This window comes from Pseudonocardia sp. TMWB2A, assembly GCF_017312135.1.
Map to the genome: position 1 here is coordinate 639,925 of NZ_QKQY01000001.1, position 24,176 is coordinate 664,100.

22 protein-coding genes and 1 tRNA gene are annotated in these 24,176 nt (G+C 57.4%); 20 read left to right on the plus strand and 3 right to left on the minus strand.

The window, feature by feature from the left end:
- The first annotated feature begins 7 nt into the window (after positions 1 to 7).
- From DMP17_RS02970 to DMP17_RS02990, 5 genes are read left to right on the plus strand one after another with little or no spacing between them, the layout of a single operon-like run.
- Positions 8 to 1,714 carry a GmrSD restriction endonuclease domain-containing protein gene (locus DMP17_RS02970; RefSeq protein WP_337827594.1) on the plus strand — a complete coding sequence of 569 codons (1,707 nt, stop codon included), beginning with the start codon at positions 8 to 10 and terminating at the stop codon, positions 1,712 to 1,714.
- A complete protein-coding gene (locus DMP17_RS02975) occupies positions 1,711 to 3,771 on the plus strand; it encodes a DEAD/DEAH box helicase (protein WP_337827595.1) in 2,061 nt (686 codons plus the stop codon). Before DMP17_RS02970 ends, DMP17_RS02975 begins: the two co-directional genes overlap by 4 nt.
- The gene (locus DMP17_RS02980; protein ID WP_337827596.1) at positions 3,764 to 4,969 is read left to right on the plus strand and encodes a GIY-YIG nuclease family protein; all 1,206 of its coding nucleotides are present in this window, start codon (positions 3,764 to 3,766) and stop codon (positions 4,967 to 4,969) included. The genes DMP17_RS02975 and DMP17_RS02980 overlap by 8 nt, the downstream gene beginning before the upstream one ends.
- Complete coding sequence (locus DMP17_RS02985; RefSeq protein WP_337827597.1) at positions 4,966 to 6,258, plus strand: SIR2 family protein; 1,293 nt, start codon at positions 4,966 to 4,968, stop codon at positions 6,256 to 6,258. Before DMP17_RS02980 ends, DMP17_RS02985 begins: the two co-directional genes overlap by 4 nt.
- A gap of 2 nt (positions 6,259 to 6,260) precedes the next feature.
- Positions 6,261 to 8,015 (plus strand): ATP-binding protein, encoded by a 1,755-nt coding sequence (locus DMP17_RS02990; RefSeq protein ID WP_337827598.1) that lies wholly within the window; start codon positions 6,261 to 6,263, stop codon positions 8,013 to 8,015.
- A 349-nt stretch (positions 8,016 to 8,364) separates the two neighbouring features.
- On the opposite strand, the gene DMP17_RS02995 is transcribed toward DMP17_RS02990, so the two are convergent.
- Positions 8,365 to 8,440 (minus strand) — tRNA-Thr (locus tag DMP17_RS02995).
- Positions 8,441 to 8,702: 262 nt separating this feature from the next.
- On the opposite strand from DMP17_RS02995, the gene wecB reads away from it, so the two are divergent.
- From wecB to DMP17_RS03070, 15 genes are all read left to right on the plus strand, one after another.
- Positions 8,703 to 9,821 (plus strand): non-hydrolyzing UDP-N-acetylglucosamine 2-epimerase, encoded by a 1,119-nt coding sequence (gene wecB / locus DMP17_RS03000; protein WP_337827599.1) that lies wholly within the window; start codon positions 8,703 to 8,705, stop codon positions 9,819 to 9,821.
- 15 nt (positions 9,822 to 9,836) lie between these two features.
- Positions 9,837 to 11,099, plus strand: coding sequence for a UDP-N-acetyl-D-mannosamine dehydrogenase (gene wecC, locus DMP17_RS03005; RefSeq protein WP_337827600.1), 1,263 nt, complete (start codon positions 9,837 to 9,839; stop codon positions 11,097 to 11,099).
- 52 nt (positions 11,100 to 11,151) lie between these two features.
- The gene (locus DMP17_RS03010; RefSeq protein WP_337827601.1) at positions 11,152 to 11,736 is read left to right on the plus strand and encodes a NifU family protein; all 585 of its coding nucleotides are present in this window, start codon (positions 11,152 to 11,154) and stop codon (positions 11,734 to 11,736) included.
- 14 nt (positions 11,737 to 11,750) lie between these two features.
- Positions 11,751 to 12,383, plus strand: coding sequence for a tRNA (adenosine(37)-N6)-threonylcarbamoyltransferase complex dimerization subunit type 1 TsaB (tsaB, locus tag DMP17_RS03015; protein WP_337827602.1), 633 nt, complete (start codon positions 11,751 to 11,753; stop codon positions 12,381 to 12,383).
- Between the two features lie 11 nt (positions 12,384 to 12,394).
- Positions 12,395 to 12,871, plus strand: coding sequence for a GNAT family N-acetyltransferase (locus DMP17_RS03020; RefSeq protein ID WP_337827603.1), 477 nt, complete (start codon positions 12,395 to 12,397; stop codon positions 12,869 to 12,871).
- Positions 12,872 to 12,984: 113 nt separating this feature from the next.
- Positions 12,985 to 13,407, plus strand: a complete 423-nt coding sequence (locus DMP17_RS03025) for a MucR family transcriptional regulator (protein WP_337827604.1) — start codon at positions 12,985 to 12,987, stop codon at positions 13,405 to 13,407.
- Between the two features lie 212 nt (positions 13,408 to 13,619).
- The gene (locus DMP17_RS03030) at positions 13,620 to 14,042 is read left to right on the plus strand and encodes a Fur family transcriptional regulator (RefSeq protein ID WP_337827605.1); all 423 of its coding nucleotides are present in this window, start codon (positions 13,620 to 13,622) and stop codon (positions 14,040 to 14,042) included.
- A 94-nt stretch (positions 14,043 to 14,136) separates the two neighbouring features.
- Positions 14,137 to 14,838, plus strand: a complete 702-nt coding sequence (locus DMP17_RS03035) for a lysophospholipid acyltransferase family protein (protein ID WP_337829752.1) — start codon at positions 14,137 to 14,139, stop codon at positions 14,836 to 14,838.
- A gap of 8 nt (positions 14,839 to 14,846) precedes the next feature.
- A complete protein-coding gene (gene miaB / locus DMP17_RS03040) occupies positions 14,847 to 16,181 on the plus strand; it encodes a tRNA (N6-isopentenyl adenosine(37)-C2)-methylthiotransferase MiaB (RefSeq protein ID WP_337827606.1) in 1,335 nt (444 codons plus the stop codon).
- Positions 16,182 to 17,174, plus strand: a complete 993-nt coding sequence (locus DMP17_RS03045) for a PhoH family protein (RefSeq protein WP_337827607.1) — start codon at positions 16,182 to 16,184, stop codon at positions 17,172 to 17,174.
- 55 nt (positions 17,175 to 17,229) lie between these two features.
- A complete protein-coding gene (locus DMP17_RS03050) occupies positions 17,230 to 18,510 on the plus strand; it encodes a hypothetical protein (protein ID WP_337827608.1) in 1,281 nt (426 codons plus the stop codon).
- Entirely contained in the window at positions 18,507 to 19,079 is a 573-nt protein-coding gene (ybeY, locus tag DMP17_RS03055; protein ID WP_337827609.1) for an rRNA maturation RNase YbeY, read from the plus strand. Before DMP17_RS03050 ends, ybeY begins: the two co-directional genes overlap by 4 nt.
- Positions 19,080 to 19,085: 6 nt before the next feature.
- On the plus strand, positions 19,086 to 20,045 hold the full coding sequence (locus tag DMP17_RS03060; protein WP_337827610.1) for a hemolysin family protein: 960 nt from the start codon (positions 19,086 to 19,088) through the stop codon (positions 20,043 to 20,045).
- Positions 20,046 to 20,072: 27 nt separating this feature from the next.
- On the plus strand, positions 20,073 to 21,227 hold the full coding sequence (locus tag DMP17_RS03065; protein ID WP_337827611.1) for a glycosyltransferase family 4 protein: 1,155 nt from the start codon (positions 20,073 to 20,075) through the stop codon (positions 21,225 to 21,227).
- Between the two features lie 9 nt (positions 21,228 to 21,236).
- Positions 21,237 to 22,553: a replication-associated recombination protein A gene (locus DMP17_RS03070; RefSeq protein WP_337827612.1), complete on the plus strand. Its 1,317-nt coding sequence runs from the start codon at positions 21,237 to 21,239 to the stop codon at positions 22,551 to 22,553.
- A gap of 15 nt (positions 22,554 to 22,568) precedes the next feature.
- Here DMP17_RS03070 and DMP17_RS03075 read toward each other — a convergent pair whose 3' ends face one another.
- A complete protein-coding gene (locus DMP17_RS03075) occupies positions 22,569 to 23,564 on the minus strand; it encodes a GDP-mannose 4,6-dehydratase (RefSeq protein WP_337827613.1) in 996 nt (331 codons plus the stop codon).
- A 146-nt stretch (positions 23,565 to 23,710) separates the two neighbouring features.
- Positions 23,711 to 24,118 carry a GFA family protein gene (locus tag DMP17_RS03080; RefSeq protein WP_337827614.1) on the minus strand — a complete coding sequence of 136 codons (408 nt, stop codon included), beginning with the start codon at positions 24,116 to 24,118 and terminating at the stop codon, positions 23,711 to 23,713.
- Between the last annotated feature and the right edge of the window lie 58 nt (positions 24,119 to 24,176).

Here is a 24,176-nt window from a genome sequence, read left to right on the forward strand (position 1 = left end):
GGGTATCGTGGAAGCGCGCAACAAAAAGATCGAAGACTGGTTTGCGATGGTCAAGCAGGGGCAGGTTGTGCTGCCCCGCTTCCAGCGGCACGAGGCTTGGCGTCATGCGCAGGTCGTCGGATTGCTGGAGAACATCCTTCGCGATCCGCCGCTGCCGATCGGCGCGCTGCTGACGCTTGAGGTCGGCGATCAGGAGCTTTTTCATTCCCGCCCGATCGTCGGTGCGCCCAAGCCGCAATCGAAACCATCGATGCACCTGCTCGACGGGCAACAGCGCATGACGGCTCTTTGGCGCAGTTTGACTGGTGATTACCGGAATGACGGGATTGAAGTTTTCATTTCGCTCAATGCCAAAGAGGATGATGGCGAAGGCGACAATGCGGAGATGTTTGATGCCCCCAAGGTTGAGGCGATCAAGCGGTGGGACCGCAAAGGTGTGATGCAGCCCGTATGGGCGAACGATCCTGTGTCTATGTTTAAGGAGGGTTATCTTCCGGCGACAATCCTGTGCCCCGGTTCGATCGGCGAGGAGGCTCTGACCGCTTGGGAAGACGCCATTGAGGAAAGCGGCTTGCTCACTAAACAGTTGACCAAGCGGACGGAGGCCTTGCGCCAGCGGGTCGCCAAATATGACGTTCCGTTCCTGTCGCTCAGTTCCAAGACGGGCCGCGATACGGCACTCGATGTCTTCATCAAGATGAACACCTCGGCCACGCCGCTGAAGGATTTCGATATTGTGGTCGCCCAACTTGAAAGCGCGACCGGGGATTCGCTGCACGATATGGTGGGCGAACTGGTTGAATCCGTCCCGGCGGCACGCGACTATGGTCGGATCGAAGACATGATCCTTTCGGTGGCGGCGTTGCTCATGGACCGCCCTCCACTCAAAAAGACCTATCTCGATACCGCCTATGGTAATGATTTCGCGTCGATCTGGACGCGGCTAAAACATGGTTTCAAGCACGGCATCGCGTTCCTTCGCTCGGAATCGATTTTGAACGAGCAATGCTTGCCCAGCGAAGTCGCCGTCTACCTCACTTGCGCCCTATGGGCCGATGTTCCCGAACATGCCTTTGACGATGGCGGCAATGCCCGCGCGTTGATCCGCAAGGCGCTTTGGCGCGGCTGTTACACCAATCGTTATGGCAAAACCTCGGCCACTCGCGCCTATGCCGATTATCGCGTGTTGAGGGACATGATCGCAGGCAAGGAAAGCGGCCCCTGCGAATTGTTCGACGAAACCTATTTCCCGCTTCCCGCGAAGGAAGAAATGCTGCTGGCCGGTTGGCCGGGGCGCAAGGATCGTTTGCCGCGCGCCATGCTGGCAACGTGGATTCGCCGGGGTGGACTCGACTTTGCGGACGGTGCTTCCATCACGCCCGACAATTTCCACAGCCGAGAATATCATCATCTCTATCCGGTCGGCATACTAAGCGGTGACCGCGCCGACGAGAAAGTAAACCGGGCGCTGAATTGTGCGCTCATCACTTGGACGACCAACCGCAAGGTCGGCGCGCAGACGCCCTCCGGCTACATCAGCAAGCGCGCGGTGGCGGCGTCTTTGGGTGAGGAGGCTGTGCGGCAGCGACTGGAAAGCCATCTCATTCCTTATGATGCGCTGATCGCCGATGATTATGACGCCTTCCTCATAGCGCGTGCCGATCGGATACACGCCGACATGATCCAACTTTGCCAAGGAGGCGTGCCAGCATGAACACTATGCCCGCCGCTAAATCGATCCCCGCTATCTCACTGCAAACCGCCCACACGGGTGCTTCGACAAAGTCGAATGCGCTCGGGATGCGCCCGATGCAGGAACGCGCTTATGAAAAGCGCGGCGAGCAATATCTGCTCATCAAGTCGCCGCCCGCATCGGGCAAGAGTCGCGCGCTCATGTTCATCGCGCTCGACAAGCTCGCCAACCAAGGGCTTAAACAGGCGATCATCGTTGTCCCCGAAAAGTCGATCGGCGCGAGCTTCAATGATGAGCCGCTGAGCCAATATGGCTTCTCGGAGGATTGGACCGTCGCACCGCGATGGAACCTCTGCAACGCGCCGGGCGAGGATGGCGGCAAAGTCAACTCTGTGGGCGCTTTCCTTGAGAGCGACGGCAGGGTGCTGGTCTGCACTCACGCCACTTTCCGCTTTGCCGTGGACAGGTTCGGGGTTGAGGCGTTCGACGACCGGCTGATCGCGGTGGACGAGTTCCATCACGTCTCGGTGGGCGAGGACAACAAGCTGGGCCGCCACCTTGGCGAGTTCATCGCGCGCGACAAGGTGCATATCGTCGCGATGACCGGCTCCTATTTTCGCGGCGATGCTGAGGCTGTGCTGGCTCCGGGCGACGAGTCCAAATTCGATAGCGTCACCTACACCTATTATGAGCAGCTCAACGGCTATGAGCATCTGAAGCTGCTCAATATCGGCTATTTCTTCTATTCCGGTTCCTACGCCGACGACATTTTGAAGGTGCTCGATCCGGCCGAGAAAACGATCCTCCACATCCCCAACGTAAATTCGCGCGAAAGCACGAAAGACAAGATCAGGGAGGTGGAGCACATTATCGAGGAGCTGGGCGAGTGGCAGGGCTCGGACCCCGCCACGGGCTTCCAATTGGTCAAGACGCCCGAAGGCCGCACCTTGCGGATCGCCGATCTGGTCGATGATGACCCGGTGAAGCGCGATCGGGTTTCCGCCGCGCTCAAAGATCCGGCGCAGAAGAACAATCGCAACCATGTGGACATCATCATCGCGCTTGGCATGGCGAAGGAAGGCTTTGACTGGATTTGGTGCGAGCATGCTCTGACTGTCGGCTATCGATCGAGCTTGACCGAGATCGTCCAGATTATCGGCCGCGCGACCCGTGACGCACCGGGCAAGAGCAGCGCGCGATTCACCAACCTGATCGCCGAGCCGGACGCGTCGGAGTCCGCCGTGACCGAGGCTGTGAACGACACGCTGAAGGCTATCGCGGCGAGCCTGCTCATGGAGCAGGTGTTGGCTCCACGCTTCGAGTTCCGGCCCAAAAACCCGAATGTCGGGGCGACGCCGGATTTCGACTATGGTCCGGGCGGCTATGATCCCGACGAGTGCAATGTCGGCTTCCACGAAGAACGCGGCGTTTTCCAGATCGAGATCAAGGGGCTGGTCGAACCAAAGAGCGCGGAGGCCAACCGCATTTGCCAGCAGGACCTCAACGAGGTGATTGCGAGCTTTGTTCAGGACAAGACGGCGATCGAGCGCGGGCTGTTCGATTCAGAGCTGGTGCCCGAGGAGTTGACCCAACTTCGCATGGGGAAAATCATCAAGGACAAATATCCCGAGCTTGACGAAGAGGATCAGGAAGCGGTGCGCCAGCATGCGATCGCCGCGTTGAACCTCACCCAGCAAGCCAAGCAAACCGCCCTTGGCGATGATGGTGGCGAGCCGACCGCCAACACCGCGCTGATCGACGGTGTGCGCAAATTCGCGATGGATGTGCGTGAACTCGACATCGACCTCATCGATCGCATCAACCCGTTTAGTGAGGCTTATGCGATCCTCGCCAAAACGATGAGTGAAGAGAGCCTCAAGCAGGTCGCCACCGCCATCGCCGCCAAGCGTACCAGCATGACGCCCGATGAAGCCAAGCAATATGCCGTCCGCGCGGTTCAATTCAAAAAAGAACGCGGTCGGTTGCCCTCGCTCAGCTCCACCGATGCGTGGGAAAAGCGAATGGCGGAAGGTGCTGCCGCGTTCGTGCGCTTCAAGGATGAGGGCCGTTATGAGTGACCTCGACCTCGATGACCTGCGCGCGGAACTAAGCGACTTCGCCCAGCCGGAAAAGAAGGTCGGGCGCTCACCGCGAGAGGAGCGAGTGATCGCGGGTTTCGAGGAAATCCAGCGCTTCGTAGAAGAACACGGACACGCGCCGCAGCATGGCGAAGACCGCGATATTTTCGAGCGGCTCTATGCAGTGCGTCTCGACCGATTGAGGGCGCTTGAGGATTGTCGGGTTTTGCTTGAGCCTATCGATCACCAAGGATTGCTCTCAGGTTCTGCAGACGAAGAATTTACGACCGCCGATGACATGGACACCGACGCGCTCATGGCCGAGCTTGCGGGGGCGGCGGGGGATTCCGAAATCACCGACCTCCGCCATGTCCGCTCAACCGCCGAAAAACGCGCTGCCGAAGAAATCGCGAACCGGGAAGCTTGCCCCGACTTTGATCGCTTCAAGCCGCTGTTCGAACAGGTGCGGATCGACCTTGATTCCGGCGTTCGCATTACCCGACAGTTTGTGAAGGACGCCGGATTCCTGAAAGCGGACATCACCGAGGGCCAGTTTTTCATCCTTGGCGGTCAAGTCGCCTATGTTGCGGAAGTTGGTGAAACATTCCGCGCGCCTAACGGTGAAAGTGACGCCCGCTTGCGCGTCATCTACTCCAACGGGGCGGAGAGCAACCTGCTACTCCGCTCGCTGCAACGGGCACTCTATAAGGACGAGGCTGGGCGGCGCATCACGGAGCCAACTGCTGGCCCGCTGTTTGCCGACGAAAACGACGATGAGGATATTGCGAGCGGAACCATCTATGTCCTTCGCAGCAAGGCCGACCATCCGCTTGTCGCTGCCAATCGCGATGTGCTGCACAAGATCGGCGTGACCGGCGGTGATGTAGCGCGACGTATTGCCAATGCGAAGCTGGACCCGACCTTTCTCATGGCGGATGTGGACATCGTAGCGACCTACACGCTCTACAACATCAACCGCGTGAAGCTCGAAAATCTGATCCACCGCATCTTCGCGCCCGCGCAACTGAACATCGAAATAAACGACCGCTTCGGCAATCCTATAGTGCCGCGCGAATGGTTCCTTGTGCCCCGCTTCATTGTCGATGACGCCGTGGAACGGATTAAGGATGGCACGATCACCGAATATACATACGACCCGGCAGCGGCGCGGTTGGTAAGGACGGGGGATTTGGTATGAGTATCTGGGATTACTGGAACGCTACTCCCGCCGACAAGGCAAACCTCCGCCTTCTGATTTCGGGAAAAGGTTGGACGGTTTTTGCCGATCGCGTCGATGATGAAGGCAAGGTTGTCGAACGTGGCAGCAAGGAGCAGATCGACAGCGCACTGATCAACGCATTGTCTGCATCAAATTTCCTGACACTGACCGGCGCGGGTGCATCACTTTGCGCTCGTAATGGTGCTGGAGAACCTCATGCGCCCTCGATGGTCGATTTGTGGGATGCTGTGAGCGCGGCGGTCGGGCCTGTCGCCTTCGCGGCGATTTGCGCGAAGTTCCCCAAGGCAAAAATCGATGACAACATCGAGAAGCTTCTGAGTCTATGCAAGGTCTATTTGGAGTTAAACGAAGCTGCCCAAGCCGATGATGCCGACGTCAATGCGGTCAGAAACTTTGTCACGCAGGCTGAAGCTTGTATCTTGTCCAAGGTGGATTTCGTATCGCAGACCACGGCTTTGCCCGCACATGAAGCCTACGTCAGAAAAATCGGGCGACGTGGCTTTCGAAAGGCGCGCGCCAAGATATTTACGACGAACTATGACCTGACGCTGGAAGAAGCCGCGCGGCGGCTACGCTTCACGATCATAGACGGTTTCTCCCATTCGCTCGATCAGGTTTACGATCCCCAGCATTTCGATTTCGACATTGTTAGGCGAGATGTCAACAAGGATGCACCTGATTACATTCCGAATGTTTTCCACCTTTACAAACTTCATGGCTCCATGGACTGGCGGCGTATTGGCGCTGACGTTTTCCGGTCACGCGATAATGACATGGGTAAGCCAGTCCTTATCTATCCGAGATCGAGCAAATATCAGGAAGCGTTCGACCCGCCTTACCTAGATATGATGGGTGCATTTCAGGCAGCATTGCGTGAGCCGGATACGTCGCTGGTCATTGCTGGTTTCGGATTCAATGACGATCATGTCAGCCGTCCGATCATTTCGGCGCTCGAAACAAACCTATCGCTGCGTCTCATTATCTGCGACCCAAGTTTCATACCGTCAGAGAATGATCTGCGCGGGGTTGCGCTAGCTCCCGCTGCCCATGCCATTGCTGATGACGGCGTGCATCGGAACGGTTTTCTCGACAAGATTAAGACGCTTGCCGCAGCGGGCGACCAGCGCGTTCATCTCATCAATGGCCGCTTCGAAGATTTAGCTGAAGGATTGCCCGATCTCATCGGTGAAACCGATAGAGAACGGCATATCGAGCGTGTGAAGGTTCTACGGGATCAGGCGGACTGACGATGGCAAACATCAGCCCTGTCGATCCTGACCAATATATCGGCACCGTCACAGTCGTGAGCGCCTCGCAGGTGCAGGCGAACCTTCCGCTTGCCAGCGCGAACCCGGAAAGGCGCGCTTTGTCCAAGGGAGCGGTTGGCGATTTCGTTTTTGTGGATTGCGAGCGCACGAAGCTTTTGGGACGGATCACGGAAGTGAAAATCCCGGACGGCGAAAGGCTATCGATTGAACCTCATCTCGGGTCAGTTAGCACGCCGAATCCCATTGGCCGGATTCAGCTATTAGCCACCGTGATCGACGGCGATAGCAAACTCTCGCGCGGTGTGGATCACTACCCCAAGATCGGGGATGGCGTTTTCTTGGCTGGGGCTGAAATTCTCGCCCAGATGATTGGCCGAAGCACCACCCGTCAGGGGGAAAAGAACGTACCCGTTGGTGCTATTGAGGCAGGCGGTCGCAGCGTTCAGGTCGAACTTTCGCCCGAAAAGCTGTTTGGCCGCCACTGCGGGGTTTTCGGCGCAACGGGCGGCGGTAAGAGCTGGACGATTGCCAGCTTGGTCGAGAAAATCAAGGCGATGAACGGCAAGGCCATCGTGTTTGACCCTACCGGAGAGTTCTGCGGTATCGACGGCATAGATACGATTTTCGCGTTCGAGGCTGGCGTGCCGAATGCGCGGCACGTCCATTTTCCTTACACGGAGATCACGGAAGACGACTTGTTTTCGCTCTTCCGTCCATCGGGGCAAAGCCAAGGTCCGAAACTCCGTGACGCCATAAAGAGCCTGAAACTCGTCAGGGCGGTGGGTAACGCCATTCCGCAAGGGCTTTCCGTAGCAAACGGCGCATTGGAGAAGGCCGGTAAGTCGCGGACGGTCTTTTTCGATGCCATCAGAAACAACGCGCAGGCTGTCCATTCCGCCAAATGCAATTTCGACATTGCTCACCTTTCAGAGCAGATTAAGAATGAATGCGTGTGGGGAACCGCTAGTGGCAACGCCACGCTGTTCGGCGGCCCAGACAACAACGCCGCCAGCTACTGCGAATCCTTGGCCTCACGCATCAAGACGCTGACCAATTCACGCGAACTGGAGTGCATTTTCCGAACGCAAGGGGACTCGCTAGTCGATGAATTGTCGAACTTCCTGAATGACGATGAGCGGGACATAACCCTGATTTCTTTCAAAGAAGTGCGCTTCGAGCATAACACGCGCGAATTGCTGCTCAATATAATCGGTCGATTCCTCCTCAATATCGCACGGGAGGGGCGGTTCCGCGATGCCCCGATTGTCGTGTTCCTGGATGAAGCGCACCAATTTCTCGGGCGAACGGTCGGCGATGAATATGGCAGCGTTCGACTGGATTCCTTTGGCCTCATCGCCAAGGAGGGCCGCAAATACGGGCTGACCTGCGTGCTTGCCACGCAGCGTCCTCGAGACGTGCCCCAAGACGTATTGAGCCAACTCGGCACCTTGATTGTTCATCGGCTCACCAACGAGCAGGATCGCGGCACCGTAGAGCATGCCTGTGGCGACCTCGACCGTGCGGCCACACAGTTCATTCCAATGCTGGCTCCCGGCGAGGCGATCATCATCGGCCCCGATTTGCCAACTCCACTGCCGTTGCGAATGCTCAGGCCGAAATCTCCACCAGATTCAAAAGGACCACCGTTCCAAGCTTATTGGGCAGATCGGCAGGAGCGCCGGATCGAGCGGGTTCTCGGGGGTGGCCCCGCCGCCCCACCTGACGCCGTTCCCTGAGATAATGCCGCGAATGTGGCCCGGCGCGCCGGGCGGTCAACGGGCTGCCCGATCTGTTCGCCCCAAATTCCTTCGTTCTCCCGTGTTGCCCATTCCGCCTGACGGCTGACCTCTCGGCTTATCTTCCGTGCCAATTCCTTCGCAGACTGCTTCATGTGGACAGACCCCAATGGGGCAACGGAGATATCGCCGCACCTTGGATCGTCAGTAGCCCCCTGCTTCATCTCTCGTTGCTTGATGTGATAGCCAAGCCCGAGATGGCATGCGCGAAGGTGCTAGCGTTCTGTGACCCATATGGTACCCCGCCCCAAGGCGAGTATCCCCCAAATCCACCAAGTCATTGAAAATATGGTGCCGGCTACAAGATTCGAACTCGTGACCCCCTGATTACAAATCAGGTGCTCTACCAACTGAGCTAAGCCGGCCTGTGTGGTTGCGGGTGAAATGCCCGGACCGTGTTGCGCGGTGCCTAATCGGGTGGAGGCTTGGGTGCAACCGAAATTCGTGGACTTACATTTCTTTTGTGCATTTCTTTTGCGAAAAACGAGCCCCTATTCTTACATCCACTTACAGCGGCGGCTTTTTTGCACAGGCAAGGCTTTGCCTATTACCGCGTTAACCGGTAACGCCATATTAAGCAGATTGTGTCCATAACAGCGCTAACGAGCGGGAAACCATTATATAGTTATGAAGATACTCAGTGTTTTTGGAACGCGGCCGGAAGCGATTAAAATGGCGCCGGTGGTGCAATGTCTGGCGGCGGACCCGCGTTTTGATGCCAAGATTTGCGTGACCGGCCAACATGCCGAAATGCTGGATAATGCGCTGGAATTTTTCGGCATTACGCCTGATTATGACCTAAAGATCATGAAGGCAGGGCAGGGATTAAGCCATATCACCGCCGCCGTCATTCAAGGGCTGGAGCCGATATTGGCGGCGGACAAGCCTGATTATCTGCTGGTGCATGGCGATACGACGACCTGTTTGGCGGCCTCTTTGGCGGCTTTTTATGCAGGCGTGCCCATCGGGCATGTTGAAGCGGGCTTGCGGTCGCACAATATGCTTGCGCCTTGGCCCGAGGAAGCCAACCGCCAGTTGACCGGCCGTTTGGCGAGCCTCCATTTTGCGCCGACTGCGCTGGCACGCGCGAACCTGCTTAAAGAAAATGTCGCCGAGGCCAGCATCCATGTCACCGGCAACACGGTGATTGATGCGCTCCATATGGCGATTGCCAAGCTGGACAATGATCCCGCGTTAGAGGTGGAGCAACGCGCGCGCTTTGCCTTTCTGGATGACGCCAAGCGCATGATTTTGGTGACAGGCCACCGCCGCGAAAACCAAGATGGTGGCTTGGCGCGCATTTGCGAGGCGCTTGCCAAGATAGCGGCGCGCGGTGATGTGCAGATCGTCTATCCGGTCCACCTCAACCCGCGTGTGCTGGATGTGGTGACGCCGATCATCAAGCATATCCCCAATATTTTCCTCATCGAACCGCAATCCTATCTGCCGTTCATGGGGCTGTTGAACCGCAGCCATATCGTGCTGACCGACAGTGGCGGAATACAGGAGGAAGCGCCCAGCCTTGGCAAGCCGGTGCTGGTCATGCGTGAAACCACCGAGCGGCCCGAAGCGGTGGAGGCGGGCACGGTGCGCCTTGTCGGCACCGATGCGGAACTATTGTTTGCCGAAACCACGCGGCTTTTGGACGATGAAGCGGCCTATCAAACCATGTCGCGCGCGCATAATCCTTATGGTGATGGCAAGTCCGCCGCCCGCATTGCCGACATATTGGCCGGGTCACAGTGAATGGAGACGAAGCGAGTGCGTTCCGCGAAACAGCGTTCAACCTATAAGAAAGTATCGGTGATCGGGCTTGGCTATATCGGCCTGCCGACGGCGGCGATGTTTGCCTCGCGCAAAATGCCGGTGCATGGCGTTGATGTGAACCAGTCGGCGGTCGATACGATCAACCGCGGCGAAATCCATATTGTCGAGCCGGACCTTGATATTGTCGTGCGCGCGGCGGTGAGCGAAGGCTATCTGAAGGCGGCAACCGAGGCCGCGCCTGCCGATGCTTTTCTGATTGCGGTGCCGACCCCGTTCAAGGGCGATAATAAAGAGCCGGATCTGCGTTTCATTGAAGCGGCGGCGGCGGCGATTGCGCCGGTGCTTAAAAAGGGCGACCTTGTTGTGCTGGAATCGACCTCGCCGGTGGGGACGACCGACAAGGTTGCCGCGTGGTTGGCCGAAGCGCGGCCCGACCTCAGCTTCCCGCCAAGTGCGGGCGAGCAGGCCGACATCCGAATGGCTTATTGTCCGGAGCGGGTTTTGCCGGGCCGGGTGATGCAGGAGCTTATCTATAATGACCGCATCATCGGCGGGATGACACCGCGCTGTGCCGATGCAGCGGTGCAATTATACAAGACGTTCGTGCTAGGCAATTGCGTCATTACCAATGCGCGCACCGCCGAAATGGCAAAGCTTACCGAAAATAGCTTTCGCGATGTAAATATCGCTTTCGCCAATGAATTGTCGGTGCTATGCGACGGGCTGGATATTAATGTGTGGGAGCTGATTTCGCTCACCAACCGCCACCCGCGCGTCGATATTTTGCAACCCGGACCCGGCGTCGGGGGCCATTGTATCGCGGTTGATCCTTGGTTCATCGTTGCCAATGACCCTGAAAAAGCGCGCATCATCCGCATGGCGCGCGAGATTAATGACAGCAAGCCCGACTGGGTGGTCGATAAAATTTTGCAAGCGGTGGCATCAGGCGGCAAGGGCGCTGCCACGAAAATCGCCTGTTACGGCTTGGCGTTCAAGGCGAATATCGACGATGTGCGCGAAAGTCCGGCGATTGAAATCGTCAAGGAATTGCTCGCTAAACAGGCTGGCGAGATTATGGTAGTCGAGCCGCATATCGCCACCTTGCCACAAGGGCTACAAGGGGCCGAGCTGGTCGCTTTTGCCGATGCGGCCAAGGCGGCGGACATCCATGTCCTGCTCGTCGATCACCGCCTTTTTGCCGAAGAGACGCGACCTGAAGGCGTGATTATTGATACGCGCGGGGCTTGGACCCGTTAAAAGGCGCAGAATTGCTGAAATTGGGCTTGCATCGGCGGGCGTGATTTCCCACATGAGCGCCATGCTTATCGAAACCGAATTGACGCCCAATCCCGCCACCATCAAGTTCCTCCCCGGAACCATTGTGATGGAGAGCGGCACGCGCGATTTTGCCTCGCCCGAAGATGCCAGCGTGTCGCCGCTGGCTGAAGCCTTGTTTTCCTTGGGTGATGTCGAAGGCGTGTTTTTCGGACGTGACTTTATTTCAGTGACGGCCGCGCCCGGTAGCGACTGGCTGACCTTGAAGCCCGATGTGTTGTCGATTTTGCTCGACCATTTCAGCGCGCAAATGCCGCTGTTCAAAGCGGGGTCGGCGTTCGACATCCATGTGCCTACCGAAGAGGAAGGCTTTGCCGATGATCCTGCGGACGCCGATATTGTTGCGCAGATCAAAGATCTTATCGAAACCCGTGTTCGTCCGGCGGTCGCCAATGATGGCGGCGATATTGTCTATCGCGGGTTCGACAAGGGCCATGTCTATTTAAAGATGCAAGGCGCTTGCTCGGGCTGTCCTTCGTCCACCGCGACCTTGAAGCATGGCATTGAATCGCTGCTCAAACATTATGTTCCCGAAGTCGTCGAAGTCCACGCCGTTTGACAGGGGAGGGGCTTATGGAGCCAACCCCTGCGCGGCGCTTGGTGATTGATACCGCCACAACCGCCTGTTCGGTTGCCTTGTTTGAAGGCGATAAGCTGATCGGCCATTTCCATGATGTGCTGGGGCGCGGCCATGCCGAACGGCTCATGCCGGTCATCGCCAGCCTTCCTGATGGCGGAAAAGCTTCTGAAATCCTTGTGGATTGCGGCCCCGGTAGCTTTACCGGAGTGCGGATCGGCGTGGCTGCTGCCAAAGGTTTGGGCCTTGCTTGGGGCGTGCCGGTGCGCGGCTATCCGGTGATGGCGCTTGTCGATGCAGGCGCGTCGCTGGAAATTGACGGGTGGCGCGATGCGCCGCGCGCGATCGTGATGGAAGGCGGACATGGCGAATGGTTCGTGCGCGTCATGGACAAGAGCGGGTGGGGTGATATTGTCTCGCTAACCCCCGACGCCGCCGTTGCACACATAGGCGCGCTTCCGGTCGCAGGATCGCGTGCGCAAGATCTTGTCGCTTTGCGTGGCGGCGGCGTTGCGCTGCCGCTTTTGCCCGATGCGCGTTGGGCGACCAGCCTCTACGCTGATGACCTCAGCGCCCAAGTCGCGCCCGTATATGGTCGCGGAGCCGATGCCAAAAAGATGGCAGGCTAGGGCAGGTAACTATGTTGGACGTTAGCATCAGCCGCCTGCCGCGCGAGGAAGCGGCGCGTATCATGCCGGTCATGACCTCTGCGTTTGATCCCGCTTTTGGCGAAGCCTGGCGGCTCGACCAATGTATCGGCAGCCTGCTGCTTCCCGGAAGTGCGCTCTATGTCGCGCAGGTTGATGGGAAAGATGCGGGCTTTGCGCTTGTCCAAACCCTGTTTGAAAATAGCGAGCTGCTACTACTCGCGGTAGATCCTTTGTGTCGCGGGAACGGAATTGGAACAAAACTTGTCAAATTGTGGCAAGAGATACATGCGTCCGCAGGCGGACAGCAATTGTTTCTGGAAGTCCGCGCGAATAATCCTGCACTTAAATTCTATCAGGATTTGGGGTTTGATATCGTCGGGCGGCGTGCGGGATATTATAAAACCCCGGATGGTAACAATCTTGCAGCATTGACAATGAATAAAATTATTACTGATTTTAGCGGTTGAACCCTCTTGTTCTCCTTATTTAATGATGGCATTATAGAATCAATATAGGGTCGGATGCTGATAAAGCATAAGCTAATATTGAAACCATTGTTCATGAATAAGAGGAACCCTTGATGGAAGACCAAGCCGAAATGCAGGAAATGCTCGTCACGCTGACCGCCGATATTGTTGCCGCCCATGTCAGCAATAACAGCGTTGCTGTGTCGGATTTACCCCTGTTGATTCAAAATGTTCACGGCGCGCTGGCGGGGCTTTCGGAGCCTGCTGCGGCACCGGCGGAAAAGCAGGAACCGGCTGTGTCTATCCGCGCATCGATCAAGCCCGACTATATTGTCTGCCTTGAAGACGGCAAGAAGCTGAAGATGCTCAAGCGCCACCTGATGACGCATTATGGCATGACGCCGGAAGATTATCGCGCCAAGTGGAACCTGCCCGCCGATTATCCGATGGTTGCGCCCAACTATGCCGAACAGCGCCGCGAACTGGCGCACAAGATCGGCCTCGGCACCTCGCGCAAGGGTAAGGGCAAGAAATAATTGCCGCACCTTATGTGCCAGTAAAAAGCGTGCCGATGAAAAATGTGCCGGTAAAAAATAAACGCGCTTGTGCATGATAAGCGCAATCGGAATGGCGGGGGCAAGGCTTCCGCCATTTTCTGTTTAGGCTTGTGCCTTTCTCCGCGCTAGGTCCACCCATTTTGCCTTTTACGGTCTTGCTGTTTTGCAGCGGCCAAGCCATAACAAGCCTCATGCCAAATAAAATCGACATTGAAGCCTTGTGCGCCGAAAAAGGCCTGAGAATTACCGAACAACGCCGCATCATCGCGCGGGTCATTTCCGAAGCGGATGACCATCCCGATGTCGAAAAACTTTACGAGCGCGCCTCCGCGCTCGACAGCGGCATTTCGATTGCGACCGTCTATCGCACAGTGCGTCTGTTCGAAGAGGCTGGCATCCTCGACCGCCATGATTTCGGCGATGGCCGTGCGCGTTATGAAGCCGCGCCCGAAGCCCATCATGACCATCTGATTGATGTCGAAACCGGCAAAGTCATCGAATTTGTCGATCCCGAACTCGAAGCCCTGCAAAAGCAGATTGCCGAAAAGCTTGGCTATCGTCTGGTCGACCATCGTATGGAATTATACGGGGTCGTGATCGACAAGAAGGGCTGACCGGATTAACGCGACAACATCCTCGGTCGAGGAAGCGGGATGGCACCCGCGCGCGCTTTTGCGCAGTCTGGCGATTGTCACCGGTTTGCTGGTCGTGCTGGTCCCGCATTTGCTGTTCCGGGGTTTAAGGCAGCGTTCGCCAATCCCGCGCCTCTATCTTAAATATGTAGGCTGGATTGCGGGCATAGATGTGCGTGTCCACGGCACCCGCGTGCGCGACCATGTCCTCTATGTCGCCAATCATGTGAGCTGGATGGATATATTGGCGCTGGGCGGCGAAACCGGCTGCGCCTTTGTCTCAAAAGCCGAAGTCGAACAATGGCCGGTCATAGGCTGGCTCGCCGATCAGGTCGGCACCGTCTATGTGAAACGCGAAGACCGGCGTGCGGTCATAGGGCAAGCCGATGATGTGCGCGGCGCGGTCGCCAAAGGCAGTCCCGTTGCGCTTTTCCCCGAAGGCACAACCAATGACGGGGTTACGATAAAGCCGTTCCGCGCGTCGCTGCTCGCCTCTATGGTTGACCCGCCCAAAGGCGCGCGCGTCCAGCCTGTCGTGATAGATTATGGCGATATTGCCGAAGATATTGCCTGGACCGAAGCCGATCTTGCGCCCAATTTGAAGCGCGTCCTCGCGCGGCGCGGGCGGATGAAGGTCGACCTTTATTTCCTTACCCCCCTCAGCGACGAAGTCACCCATGAGCGTAAGCTTATCGCATCGGTTGCGCGCGATGCGATTGTCTATGCACTCGCCAAAGCCGGTAACAGTGCTTCCGGTCGCGTGCGCTATCGCTTATAGAGCAGCGCATGAATCACTCGTCTCCCAAAAAATATCATGTAAAAAGCTTCGGTTGCCAGATGAACGTCTATGATGGTGAGCGCATGGCTGAAATGATGGCGGCGCAAGGCTTGAGTGCGGCGGACAGTGCCGATGATGCCGATCTGGTCATCCTCAATACCTGCCATATCCGTGAAAAAGCGGCGGAAAAAGTCTATTCCGATATTGGCCGCCTCAAGCGCGAGGACGGATCGCGCCCGATGATTGCGGTCGCCGGTTGCGTTGCGCAAGCCGAAGGCGGCGAGATTGCCCGACGTGCGCCCACGGTCGATATTGTCGTCGGCCCGCAAGCTTACCACCGCCTCCCCGAACTGGTTGAACAGGCGAAAGGCGGCAAACGCGCGCTCGATACGGATATGCCCGCCATCTCCAAATTCGACCATCTGCCCGCGCGCGCCAAACAGGCTCGTCCGGGCGCTTTCCTGACTGTGCAGGAAGGTTGCGATAAATTCTGCACCTATTGCGTCGTCCCCTATACGCGCGGCGCGGAAATTTCGCGGCCTTGGGGCGATATTGTTCGCGAAGCCCATGCGCTGGTCGAAGGCGGCACGCGCGAAATCACACTGCTCGGCCAGAATGTGAACGCATGGACGGGCGACGATGAAGCAGGGCGCGGGCAGGGGCTGGACGGCCTCATTCGCGCGCTCGCCAAAATCGACGGGTTGGAACGTATCCGCTATACTACCAGCCACCCCAATGACATGAGCGACGGACTGATTGCGGCGCATGGCGAGGTCGACAAGCTTATGCCCTTCCTCCATCTGCCGGTGCAGGCAGGGAGCGACCGCGTACTGAAAGCAATGAACCGCAGCCATACGGTCGAAAGCTATTTAAAGCTCATCGAACGGGTACGCGCCGTGCGTCCCGACATTGCTATTTCGGGTGATTTCATTGTCGGCTTTCCCGGCGAAAGCGATGCCGAATTTGAAGAAACACTCGGTCTTGTCCGCGACGTTGATTATGCGATGGCCTATAGTTTCAAATATTCGCCGCGTCCCGGCACACCGGCTGCCGATATGGACGGCCAGATCAGCGCAAATGTGATGGACGAACGGCTGCAACGGCTGCAAAACCTGCTCAATGAACAGCAAGCCCGCTTCAATGCTGCGACTGTCGGACGCCAGTGCGCGGTGCTGCTGGAGCGCACCGGCAAGCTTCCCGGCCAACTCATCGGCAAATCGCCCTGGCTGCAATCGGTCATCGTCAATGACAGTGCAGCGGCGATTGGCGACCTTGTCCATGTCGAAATTGCGTCAGCCGGACCCAATAGTTTGATTGCCAACCTCATCAGAAAGGCGGCCTGAATGTCGAAAAAGCCTCAACCCGCGGTAGCCGGAGATCGTGCCCGTATCGAGGTAAGTTTTGACAAGCCCCATTTGCTTCATGCCCTGTTCGGCGAATATGACCAAAATCTGGTGACCATAGAAAACCGCTTGGGCGTGTATATCGCCGCGCGCGGTAACAAGGTCCAGATTGAAGGCGAGGCCGAAGCCTGCGCCCGCGCCCGCGATGTGCTGACGGGCCTTTATAACCGGCTCGTCCACGGGCAGGAGGTCGATAAAGGCGTGGTCGATGGCGTGATTTCGATGTCCGCCGAACCGACCTTGGAAGGCATTATCCGCCGCGACGTCGAGCCGCCCAGCATCATGATCCGCACGCGCAAAAAGACCATCGTGCCGCGCTCGCCCACCCAATATGGCTATATGGAGGCGCTGGCGCGCGATGATGTGATTTTCGCGCTTGGTCCGGCGGGCACCGGCAAAACCTATCTGGCGGTCGCACAAGCGGTGAGCCAGCTTATCACCGGATCGGTGCAGCGGCTCATCCTGTCGCGCCCTGCCGTCGAAGCGGGCGAGCGTCTCGGTTTCTTGCCCGGCGACATGAAGGAAAAGGTCGACCCTTATCTCCGCCCGCTTTATGATGCGCTTTATGATACGCTGCCTGCCGAGCAGGTCGAGCGGCGGATTGCGAGCGGCGAGATTGAAATCGCACCGCTCGCCTTCATGCGCGGGCGCACATTGGCCGATGCGTTTATCATTCTCGACGAAGCGCAAAATACCACCATTCCGCAGATGAAAATGTTCCTCACCCGTTTTGGCATGAACAGCCGCATGGTGATTTGCGGCGATCCCCGGCAAGTGGATTTGCCGATGCCGGGCGCGTCGGGCCTTGCCGATGCGGTGGAACGGCTTGAGGGGGTCGAGGGTATATCGGTCGTTCGGTTCAACGCCGCCGATGTTGTCCGCCATCCGATCGTCGGGCGGATCGTTCAGGCTTATGAAGGGCCGGACAGTTAAAAGGCGGCTTCGGCTTGGTTAAAAGCCGCGCGTCTTTGCTGAAACAGGTTTGAATGTGATGCGTTTTTTACGCAATGTCCTGATTGTCCTTGTCCTGCTGCTGGTGGGCGGCGGTTTATTGTTCACCTCGTCGGGGCCGCTTTTCAGCGCGCCCGCGCCGCGTCCCGACAATATGGCGGTGGTGAAGCAAGCGTTGAGCGACTTTAAGGGTCGCGACAATGTTGCAGAACCGGTGACTTTGCGCCTGTCGAACAAGGAGTTGGCGGCGGGATCATCGCTCGCTGGCCGGGCTTTGGCACCGACAATTGTGTCCTCGCGGCTCACGGACACGCAATGGGAGGCGGGATTCAGCCGGCCTTTGCCGCTAGGTCGCTGGCTTAATGTCGAGGCGAGCCTGCCCGCCAAAGATTTTGTCAACAGCCCCGACGCGATACCGCCGGTCCAGCTTAAAATCGGCATGGTGCGTTTGCCGCAATGGCTGAGCGGCAGGCTTGTCAAATGGGCGGTGCGCGCGGCACGTTACAAATATCCCGATTTGCCCGCGCCATCCCATGTCCTTAAATCCATGCATTTTTCCGCCGGAGAAGTTGCGGTCACATTGAGCGTGCCGCGCGTGCGCGAAATTTATGCCAAAGCGTCCGATGTGGCGGGCTTGCGTGCCGATGATGGTCTGGTGCGCGGGGCCTTGTGCCATTTGGCGGCCGAACAGAAGCGCCATCCGTCCACCGCTTTTGACGAACAGGTGCGCCGCGCTTTTGCCACGCCTTTGCCGGGTAAGACTGCGGCCACCGATGCCGCCGCGCCCACGTCCGAAGCGCGCAACCGTGCGTCTATGGTCGCGCTTGCGATCTTTGTCGGGGGTGAGCGCGCGCACCGGCTTTTCTATACCCCGAAAATCCGCGACGCAGCCTGTCCACTCCCGCCCGAAGACCAGATAAAATTGGCGGGGCGCGCCGACCTTCCTAAACATTGGGCGATCAGCGGCGCGATGTCCGCGACGATGGGCACCGAAATGACAGGGGCGCTGGGCGAATGGAAGGAATTGTCCGACAGCTTGGCTGATGGCACCGGCTTTTCCTTTGTCGATATGACGGCCAACCGTTCGGGTTTCCGTTATGGTCAGGCAGGCACAAGACCGCAAACCGCCGCTGCTATAACACAGAAAATGCAGCATATTACCGAAAGTGCATTGGTTCCTCAGGCGGCTCTATCCAATAAGGAAGGCCTCGCTAATCAGCAATTTACAGAGGATTTTTCAGACCTTGATTCAAATAAATATCGCGCGAGCATTGCGATGATTGACGGACAGCTCAACCGCGCGGGCGTTCCCCGATGATCGACGTCGCCATCCTTGCGGAAAATCCCTGGCCCGTAAACGTGAGGGTCGGCAACGCTCCTGCGCAAAACAGTGATGGTCTACCCAAGGATTGGGATGCTCTGGCGACCAAAGCGGTCTTGGCCGCGCTCTCTGCAACCCCGTTCGCGGCGCTCGCCGAAAGCAATTTGTGTATCGAAGTCGTGATAAAATTATCCGGTAATGCCGAAGTCCAGACGCTGAACCGCGATTATCGCGGCAAGGACAAGCCGACCAATATATTATCTTTCCCGCAAACCCCGCCCGATCTGCTCGTCGCCATCGCCAGCAGCGTGTCCGGCGGCGCGGCGGGTGATGATAGCGAGGCCATTTTGGGCGACATGATTCTTGCCTATGAAACATGTATCACCGAAGCAGGCGACAAGGCTATTTCGCTCGCCGACCATGTAACGCATCTTATCGTTCACGGGACATTGCATCTTTTGGGCTATGACCACATAGAAGAAGAGGAAGCGGTCCATATGGAGGCGCTTGAAATTGATATTTTGGCGGGATTGGGCTTGGCCGATCCCTATGGAGATAGAGACTGAACGCCCATGGCGGACGATAATGGTGGAACAAATGGCGGGCGTCGCGGCGCTGACAGCGAAGAAGGCAACTCTATCTGGCGCAGTTTGCGCGCGCTGATTTTCGGTGATGGCGAAGAACCGTCGCTGCGCGAGCAGATTGAAGACGCGATAGACGAACATGAGGAAGAGGAAGGCCGCGACAATGGCGCGGCGCTCCATCGCTCATCCAAAAGCAAAGTCGCCGATTTATCGCCGCTCGAACGGCAGATGCTGCGCAATCTTCTCCACTTCGGTGAAATGACCGCCGATGATGTATCGGTCCCTCGCGCGGATATTATCGGGATTCCCGAAAATGCCTCGTTCGACGAATTGGTCAGCCTGTTCGTCAAGGCGGGGCATAGCCGCCTGCCGGTGTATCGCGACAATCTCGACGAAGTGATCGGCATGATTCACATTCGCGACGCTTTCGCCACCCTTGCCGCAGAGGGCGAGCCGCCCAAGACTATCGGATCCCTGATCCGCCAGCCACGCTATGTGCCGGTGTCGATGGGGGTGCTGGATTTGCTCGCCGAAATGCGCAGCACACGCACGCATCTCGCCATTGTCCTCGACGAATATTCGGGCACCGAAGGATTGGTGACGATCGAGGATCTGGTCGAGGAAATTGTCGGGGACATTGAAGACGAGCATGATGAGGCTCCCGAAGCTTTGCTTGTGCCGTTGGATGATGGCCTGTGGGACGCTGACGCGCGCGCGGAACTGGATGAAGTCGCCGAAGCCATTGCGCCTGCGCTCGCCGAAGTCGAGGAAGATGTCGATACGCTGGGCGGACTTGCATTTGTCCTTGCAGGCCATGTGCCGGAAACCGGCGAGATTCTGCTGCATCCGAGCGGGTGGCGGCTTGAAGTGACCGAAGGCGATGAACGCCGTGTCACGCGCTTGCGGCTTCATCCGCCAAGCGTGCCTGTGCAAGCAAATCTTGATTAGACGCGGTTGAACTATTAACGGACAATTATGGAAGTTTCGGGGCTCCGCGTCGCGCTTTTTAGCGGCAACTATAATTATGTAAGAGACGGAGCGAACCAGGCGCTAAACCGTTTGGCGGGCTATATCCTGCGTCAAGGCGCATCCTTGCGAGTCTATTCGCCGACCACCGACACGCCCGCCTTTCCGCCCACCGGCGATCTGGTGAGTGTGCCGAGCATCTCGATCCCGGGGCGCGCGGAATACCGGTTCGCGACCGGCCTTTCGGGCGATGCGCTGCTCGACCTTGAAGCCTATGCGCCCAATATCATCCATGTATCGAGCCCCGATGTACTGGGCCACAAGGCGATCCGCTATGCCGAAGCGCATAATATTCCGGTCGTCGCCTCGTTCCACACGCGGTTCGAAACCTATCTGCGCTATTATGGGCTGGGCTTTCTGGAAGGCGCGTTGCTTGGTGTGCAGCGGCGTTTTTATAATCGCTGTGATGCGGTTTATGCGCCGTCTGAATCAATGGCCGAATTTTTGCGCGAGCAGAAAATGGGCCATGATATCCGCATCTGGACGCGCGGCATCGACCAGAGCATCTTCAACCCAACACATCGCGATATGGCGTGGCGGCGCAGTATCGGGCTGGTCGACAATGTGCCGGTCATCGGCTTTTTTGGCCGTCTGGTGCTGGAAAAAGGGTTGGATATTGTGTCCGACACAATTGCCTTGCTCGAAAAACAGGGCGTTCCGCACCAATTGCTGATTGTCGGCGAAGGCCCCGCGCGGCAGATGGTCGCGAGCAAACATCCCAATGCCGTCTTTACCGGCCATTTGATGCGCGAAGAATTGGGCCGCGCGGTCGCCTCGATGGACCTTTTTCTGTTTCCCTCGATCACCGAAACCTTCGGCAATGTGACCTTGGAAGCGATGGCGTGCGGGCTTCCTGTCGTCGCCGCCAATGCAACCGGATCGCGCGATATTATTTCGGACGGTATTGATGGCCGTTTGATCGAGCCCGGCAATGCCAAAGCCTTTGCAGCGGCGGTGCGCGCATATTGCGAAGATGATGATTTGCGCCGCAAAGCGGGAGCGGCGGGGCTTGAAAAAAGCCGCGCTTATAGCTGGGACGCGGTCAATCAGGTGATGATTGACGGCTATCTAGACGCGGTGATGACCCACCCGCAGCGCAAGTGAGTTTGGCTTGTGGTTGACCTTTTCGGCCCTGATCCTGCGGCATCCAGCCCGTCTCCACCGTCGGAAAATGCGCCGCTTGCGGACCGTTTACGCCCGACCATATTGGAAGAAGTGGTAGGGCAGGACCATCTGGTCGGCGCTGAGGGCGCAATTGGCCTGATGGTCGCGGCGGGCAAATTATCCTCGCTCATCCTGTGGGGACCACCGGGGACAGGCAAGACCACGATAGCGCGGCTTTTGGCGGCAGCGGTGGGATTGCGCTTCGTTGCAATTTCGGCGGTTTTTTCCGGCGTTGCGGATCTTAAAAAAGCCTTTGCCGAGGCCAAAGAAGCGGCGCGGGCAGGGCAGCAGACCTTGCTCTTTGTTGATGAAATCCATCGTTTCAACCGCGCGCAGCAGGACGGGTTCCTGCCCTTTGTCGAAGATGGCACGGTGGTGCTGGTCGGCGCAACAACCGAAAATCCGAGCTTTGCGCTCAATGCGGCGCTGCTTAGCCGGGCGCAGGTTCTGATCCTCAAACGGCTCGATGAAGCGGCGCTTGGCGAATTGCTCACGCGCGCCGAAGCTTTGATGGAGCGCCCGTTGCCCTTGACCGACGAGGCGCGCACCGCGCTCATAATTTCGGCGGACGGGGACGGGCGGTTCCTGCTCAATCAGGTCGAAACGCTGTTTTCGGTGCAATTTGATGCGCCGCTCGATCCGGCTGCGCTTTCGGCCTTTTTGCACCGGCGCATGGCGGTTTATGACAAGGATCGCGACGGTCATTATAATCTGATTTCCGCGCTCCATAAGGCGGTGCGCGGCTCCGATCCGCAGGCGGCTTTATATTGGCTCGCGCGGATGTTGGTAGCAGGCGAAGAGCCGCTCTATTTGCTCCGCCGTTTAGCGCGCATGGCGATGGAGGATATTGGTCTCGCTGACCCGCAAGCATTGGTCCAGTGCATGACGGCCAAGGATACATTCGAATTTTTAGGCTCGCCCGAAGGCGAACTCGCGCTCGTGCAGGCAACGCTCTATTGCGCGACCGCGCCCAAATCGAACGCGGCCTATAAGGCGCAGAAAGCAGCGTGGAAGTCGGCCAAGCAAACCGGCTCGCTCATGCCGCCTTCCAACATATTGAACGCGCCGACCAAGCTGATGAAGGACATCGGCTATGGCGCAAATTACCATTATGACCATGATGCGCCCGATGCTTTTTCCGGCGACAATTATTGGCCGGACGAAATGGCGCCCGAAACCTTCTATGAACCGGTCGAGCGCGGCTTTGAAAAGCGCGTGGCGGAACGGTTGGCATTTTGGGACGAGCTGCGCCGGCAACGCCGATAATGATTTCACCGGCGCTCAAAGCCCATGATAAGCGCGATACCAGTCTATAAATTTGGGAACACCTACCGAAATTGTCGTCGTCGGATTATATCCTAGATCACGCTGAATAGCATCAATATCGGCGAAAGATTTTGGAACATCGCCGGGTTGCATATCATACATTTCAAACGTGGCTTTTCGCGATAAGCCTTCTTCGATCAGCCCGATCATGTCCATCAGGCGCTCCGGACGGTTATTGCCGATATTGTAAAGCCGGTGAGGCGTTGTGCTGCCTCCTGCCTTTTCCGTGCCGTCATCAGGCGGCGGATTGTCGGCGCAAGCAACGATTCCGGTGACAATATCATCCACGAAGGTGAAATCGCGATACATGTCGCCATGATTGAAAAGCTTGATCGGACGCCCCGCAAGAATGGCATCGGTAAACAACCACATCGCCATATCCGGACGCCCCCACGGGCCATAAACGGTAAAAAAGCGCAAGCCGGTTAGCGGAACGCGATAGAGATGGGCGTAAGTTTCGCTCATCAACTCATCGGAACGCTTGGTGGCGGCATAAAGTGAGATAGGGCGATCGACCCGGTCTTCTACGCGGGAGGGATAAGTTCCGTTCCCGCCATAGACCGAAGAACTGGACGCATAGACCATTGGGATGGCACGATGACGGGCAACCTCAAGCATATTGAGATGTCCGACAATATTGGACTGCATGTAGACATGGGGATTTTCGATGGAATAACGCACCCCGGCCTGCGCCCCCAAATGGATGATGCCATCGAACTTTTCGGAAGCAAGTGCATTACTCAATGCGGCAAAATCGGAAAAATCGGCCTTGATGAAGGACCAGCGTTCACCATATTGTTCGCTAAGATGACGAAGGCGGGCCTGTTTTAATTCCGGATCATAATAGTCATTGATACTGTCGATACCGACAACCGAATCTCCACGCGCCATGAGCCGCGACGCAACGCTAAATCCGATAAAGCCAGCCGCTCCGGTTACGAGATAGCGCATCCGCACACATCCTTTTTTCAGTGATTGCCTCCGGTAACAGGAGGCTGGAAATTGGAGCTAGCCTCTACACGAATTTACGGACCGGACAACCGGCGAAAGGTGAAAAATAGGCAAATTCTTCTTTCTCGCGGGCGCTATCGGAACACTCATTCCATGCCCGGATAGCGTTCAAAACCCGCTATGTCGGATAAATGCTCCATATAGCCCAAACGTTCAGCGGTCTGGACCTGCGCGCCCAAAGGGTAGGCTTCGGGATTGTCGAGGGTAGCAGATTGTATGTCGATTTTACCGAGGAAAATCTGAGCATTGAGATAGAAGAGGCTGGTTCCGCACTGCCCGCAAAACTGCCGCTCGCCTAGCTCAGACGAGGCGTAGCGGGAAGGCTGGCCGTCAATGGCCACCGCGCCTTGGTCAAACAATGCCCATGTCACGGCAGGCGCGCCGGTTGCGCGGCGGCAATCGCTGCAATGGCACATCGCATGATAGACCGGCTCCGCGCCGTCGGTAATTGTATAGCGTATCGCGCCGCAATGGCATCCACCGGTTTCGCCCATAATCCAACTCCTTATGCTACTTGTAGGAGCATAAGGCCACGCCGGAACATGTCAAGAA

Coding starts and splice junctions, on each gene's coding strand:
- DMP17_RS02975 (WP_337827595.1), top strand. CDS start 1,711: ATGAACACTATGCCCGCCGCTAAATCGATCCCCGCTATCTCACTGCAA.
- miaB (WP_337827606.1), top strand. CDS start 14,847: ATGAATCACTCGTCTCCCAAAAAATATCATGTAAAAAGCTTCGGTTGC.
- DMP17_RS03045 (WP_337827607.1), top strand. CDS start 16,182: ATGTCGAAAAAGCCTCAACCCGCGGTAGCCGGAGATCGTGCCCGTATC.
- DMP17_RS03020 (WP_337827603.1), top strand. CDS start 12,395: ATGTTGGACGTTAGCATCAGCCGCCTGCCGCGCGAGGAAGCGGCGCGT.
- DMP17_RS03080 (WP_337827614.1), bottom strand. CDS start 24,118: ATGGGCGAAACCGGTGGATGCCATTGCGGCGCGATACGCTATACAATT.
- DMP17_RS02985 (WP_337827597.1), top strand. CDS start 4,966: ATGAGTATCTGGGATTACTGGAACGCTACTCCCGCCGACAAGGCAAAC.
- tsaB (WP_337827602.1), top strand. CDS start 11,751: ATGGAGCCAACCCCTGCGCGGCGCTTGGTGATTGATACCGCCACAACC.
- wecB (WP_337827599.1), top strand. CDS start 8,703: ATGAAGATACTCAGTGTTTTTGGAACGCGGCCGGAAGCGATTAAAATG.
- DMP17_RS03010 (WP_337827601.1), top strand. CDS start 11,152: ATGAGCGCCATGCTTATCGAAACCGAATTGACGCCCAATCCCGCCACC.
- DMP17_RS03075 (WP_337827613.1), bottom strand. CDS start 23,564: ATGCGCTATCTCGTAACCGGAGCGGCTGGCTTTATCGGATTTAGCGTT.
- DMP17_RS03025 (WP_337827604.1), top strand. CDS start 12,985: ATGGAAGACCAAGCCGAAATGCAGGAAATGCTCGTCACGCTGACCGCC.
- DMP17_RS02990 (WP_337827598.1), top strand. CDS start 6,261: ATGGCAAACATCAGCCCTGTCGATCCTGACCAATATATCGGCACCGTC.
- DMP17_RS03060 (WP_337827610.1), top strand. CDS start 19,086: ATGGCGGACGATAATGGTGGAACAAATGGCGGGCGTCGCGGCGCTGAC.
- DMP17_RS03065 (WP_337827611.1), top strand. CDS start 20,073: ATGGAAGTTTCGGGGCTCCGCGTCGCGCTTTTTAGCGGCAACTATAAT.
- DMP17_RS02980 (WP_337827596.1), top strand. CDS start 3,764: ATGAGTGACCTCGACCTCGATGACCTGCGCGCGGAACTAAGCGACTTC.
- DMP17_RS03030 (WP_337827605.1), top strand. CDS start 13,620: ATGCCAAATAAAATCGACATTGAAGCCTTGTGCGCCGAAAAAGGCCTG.
- ybeY (WP_337827609.1), top strand. CDS start 18,507: ATGATCGACGTCGCCATCCTTGCGGAAAATCCCTGGCCCGTAAACGTG.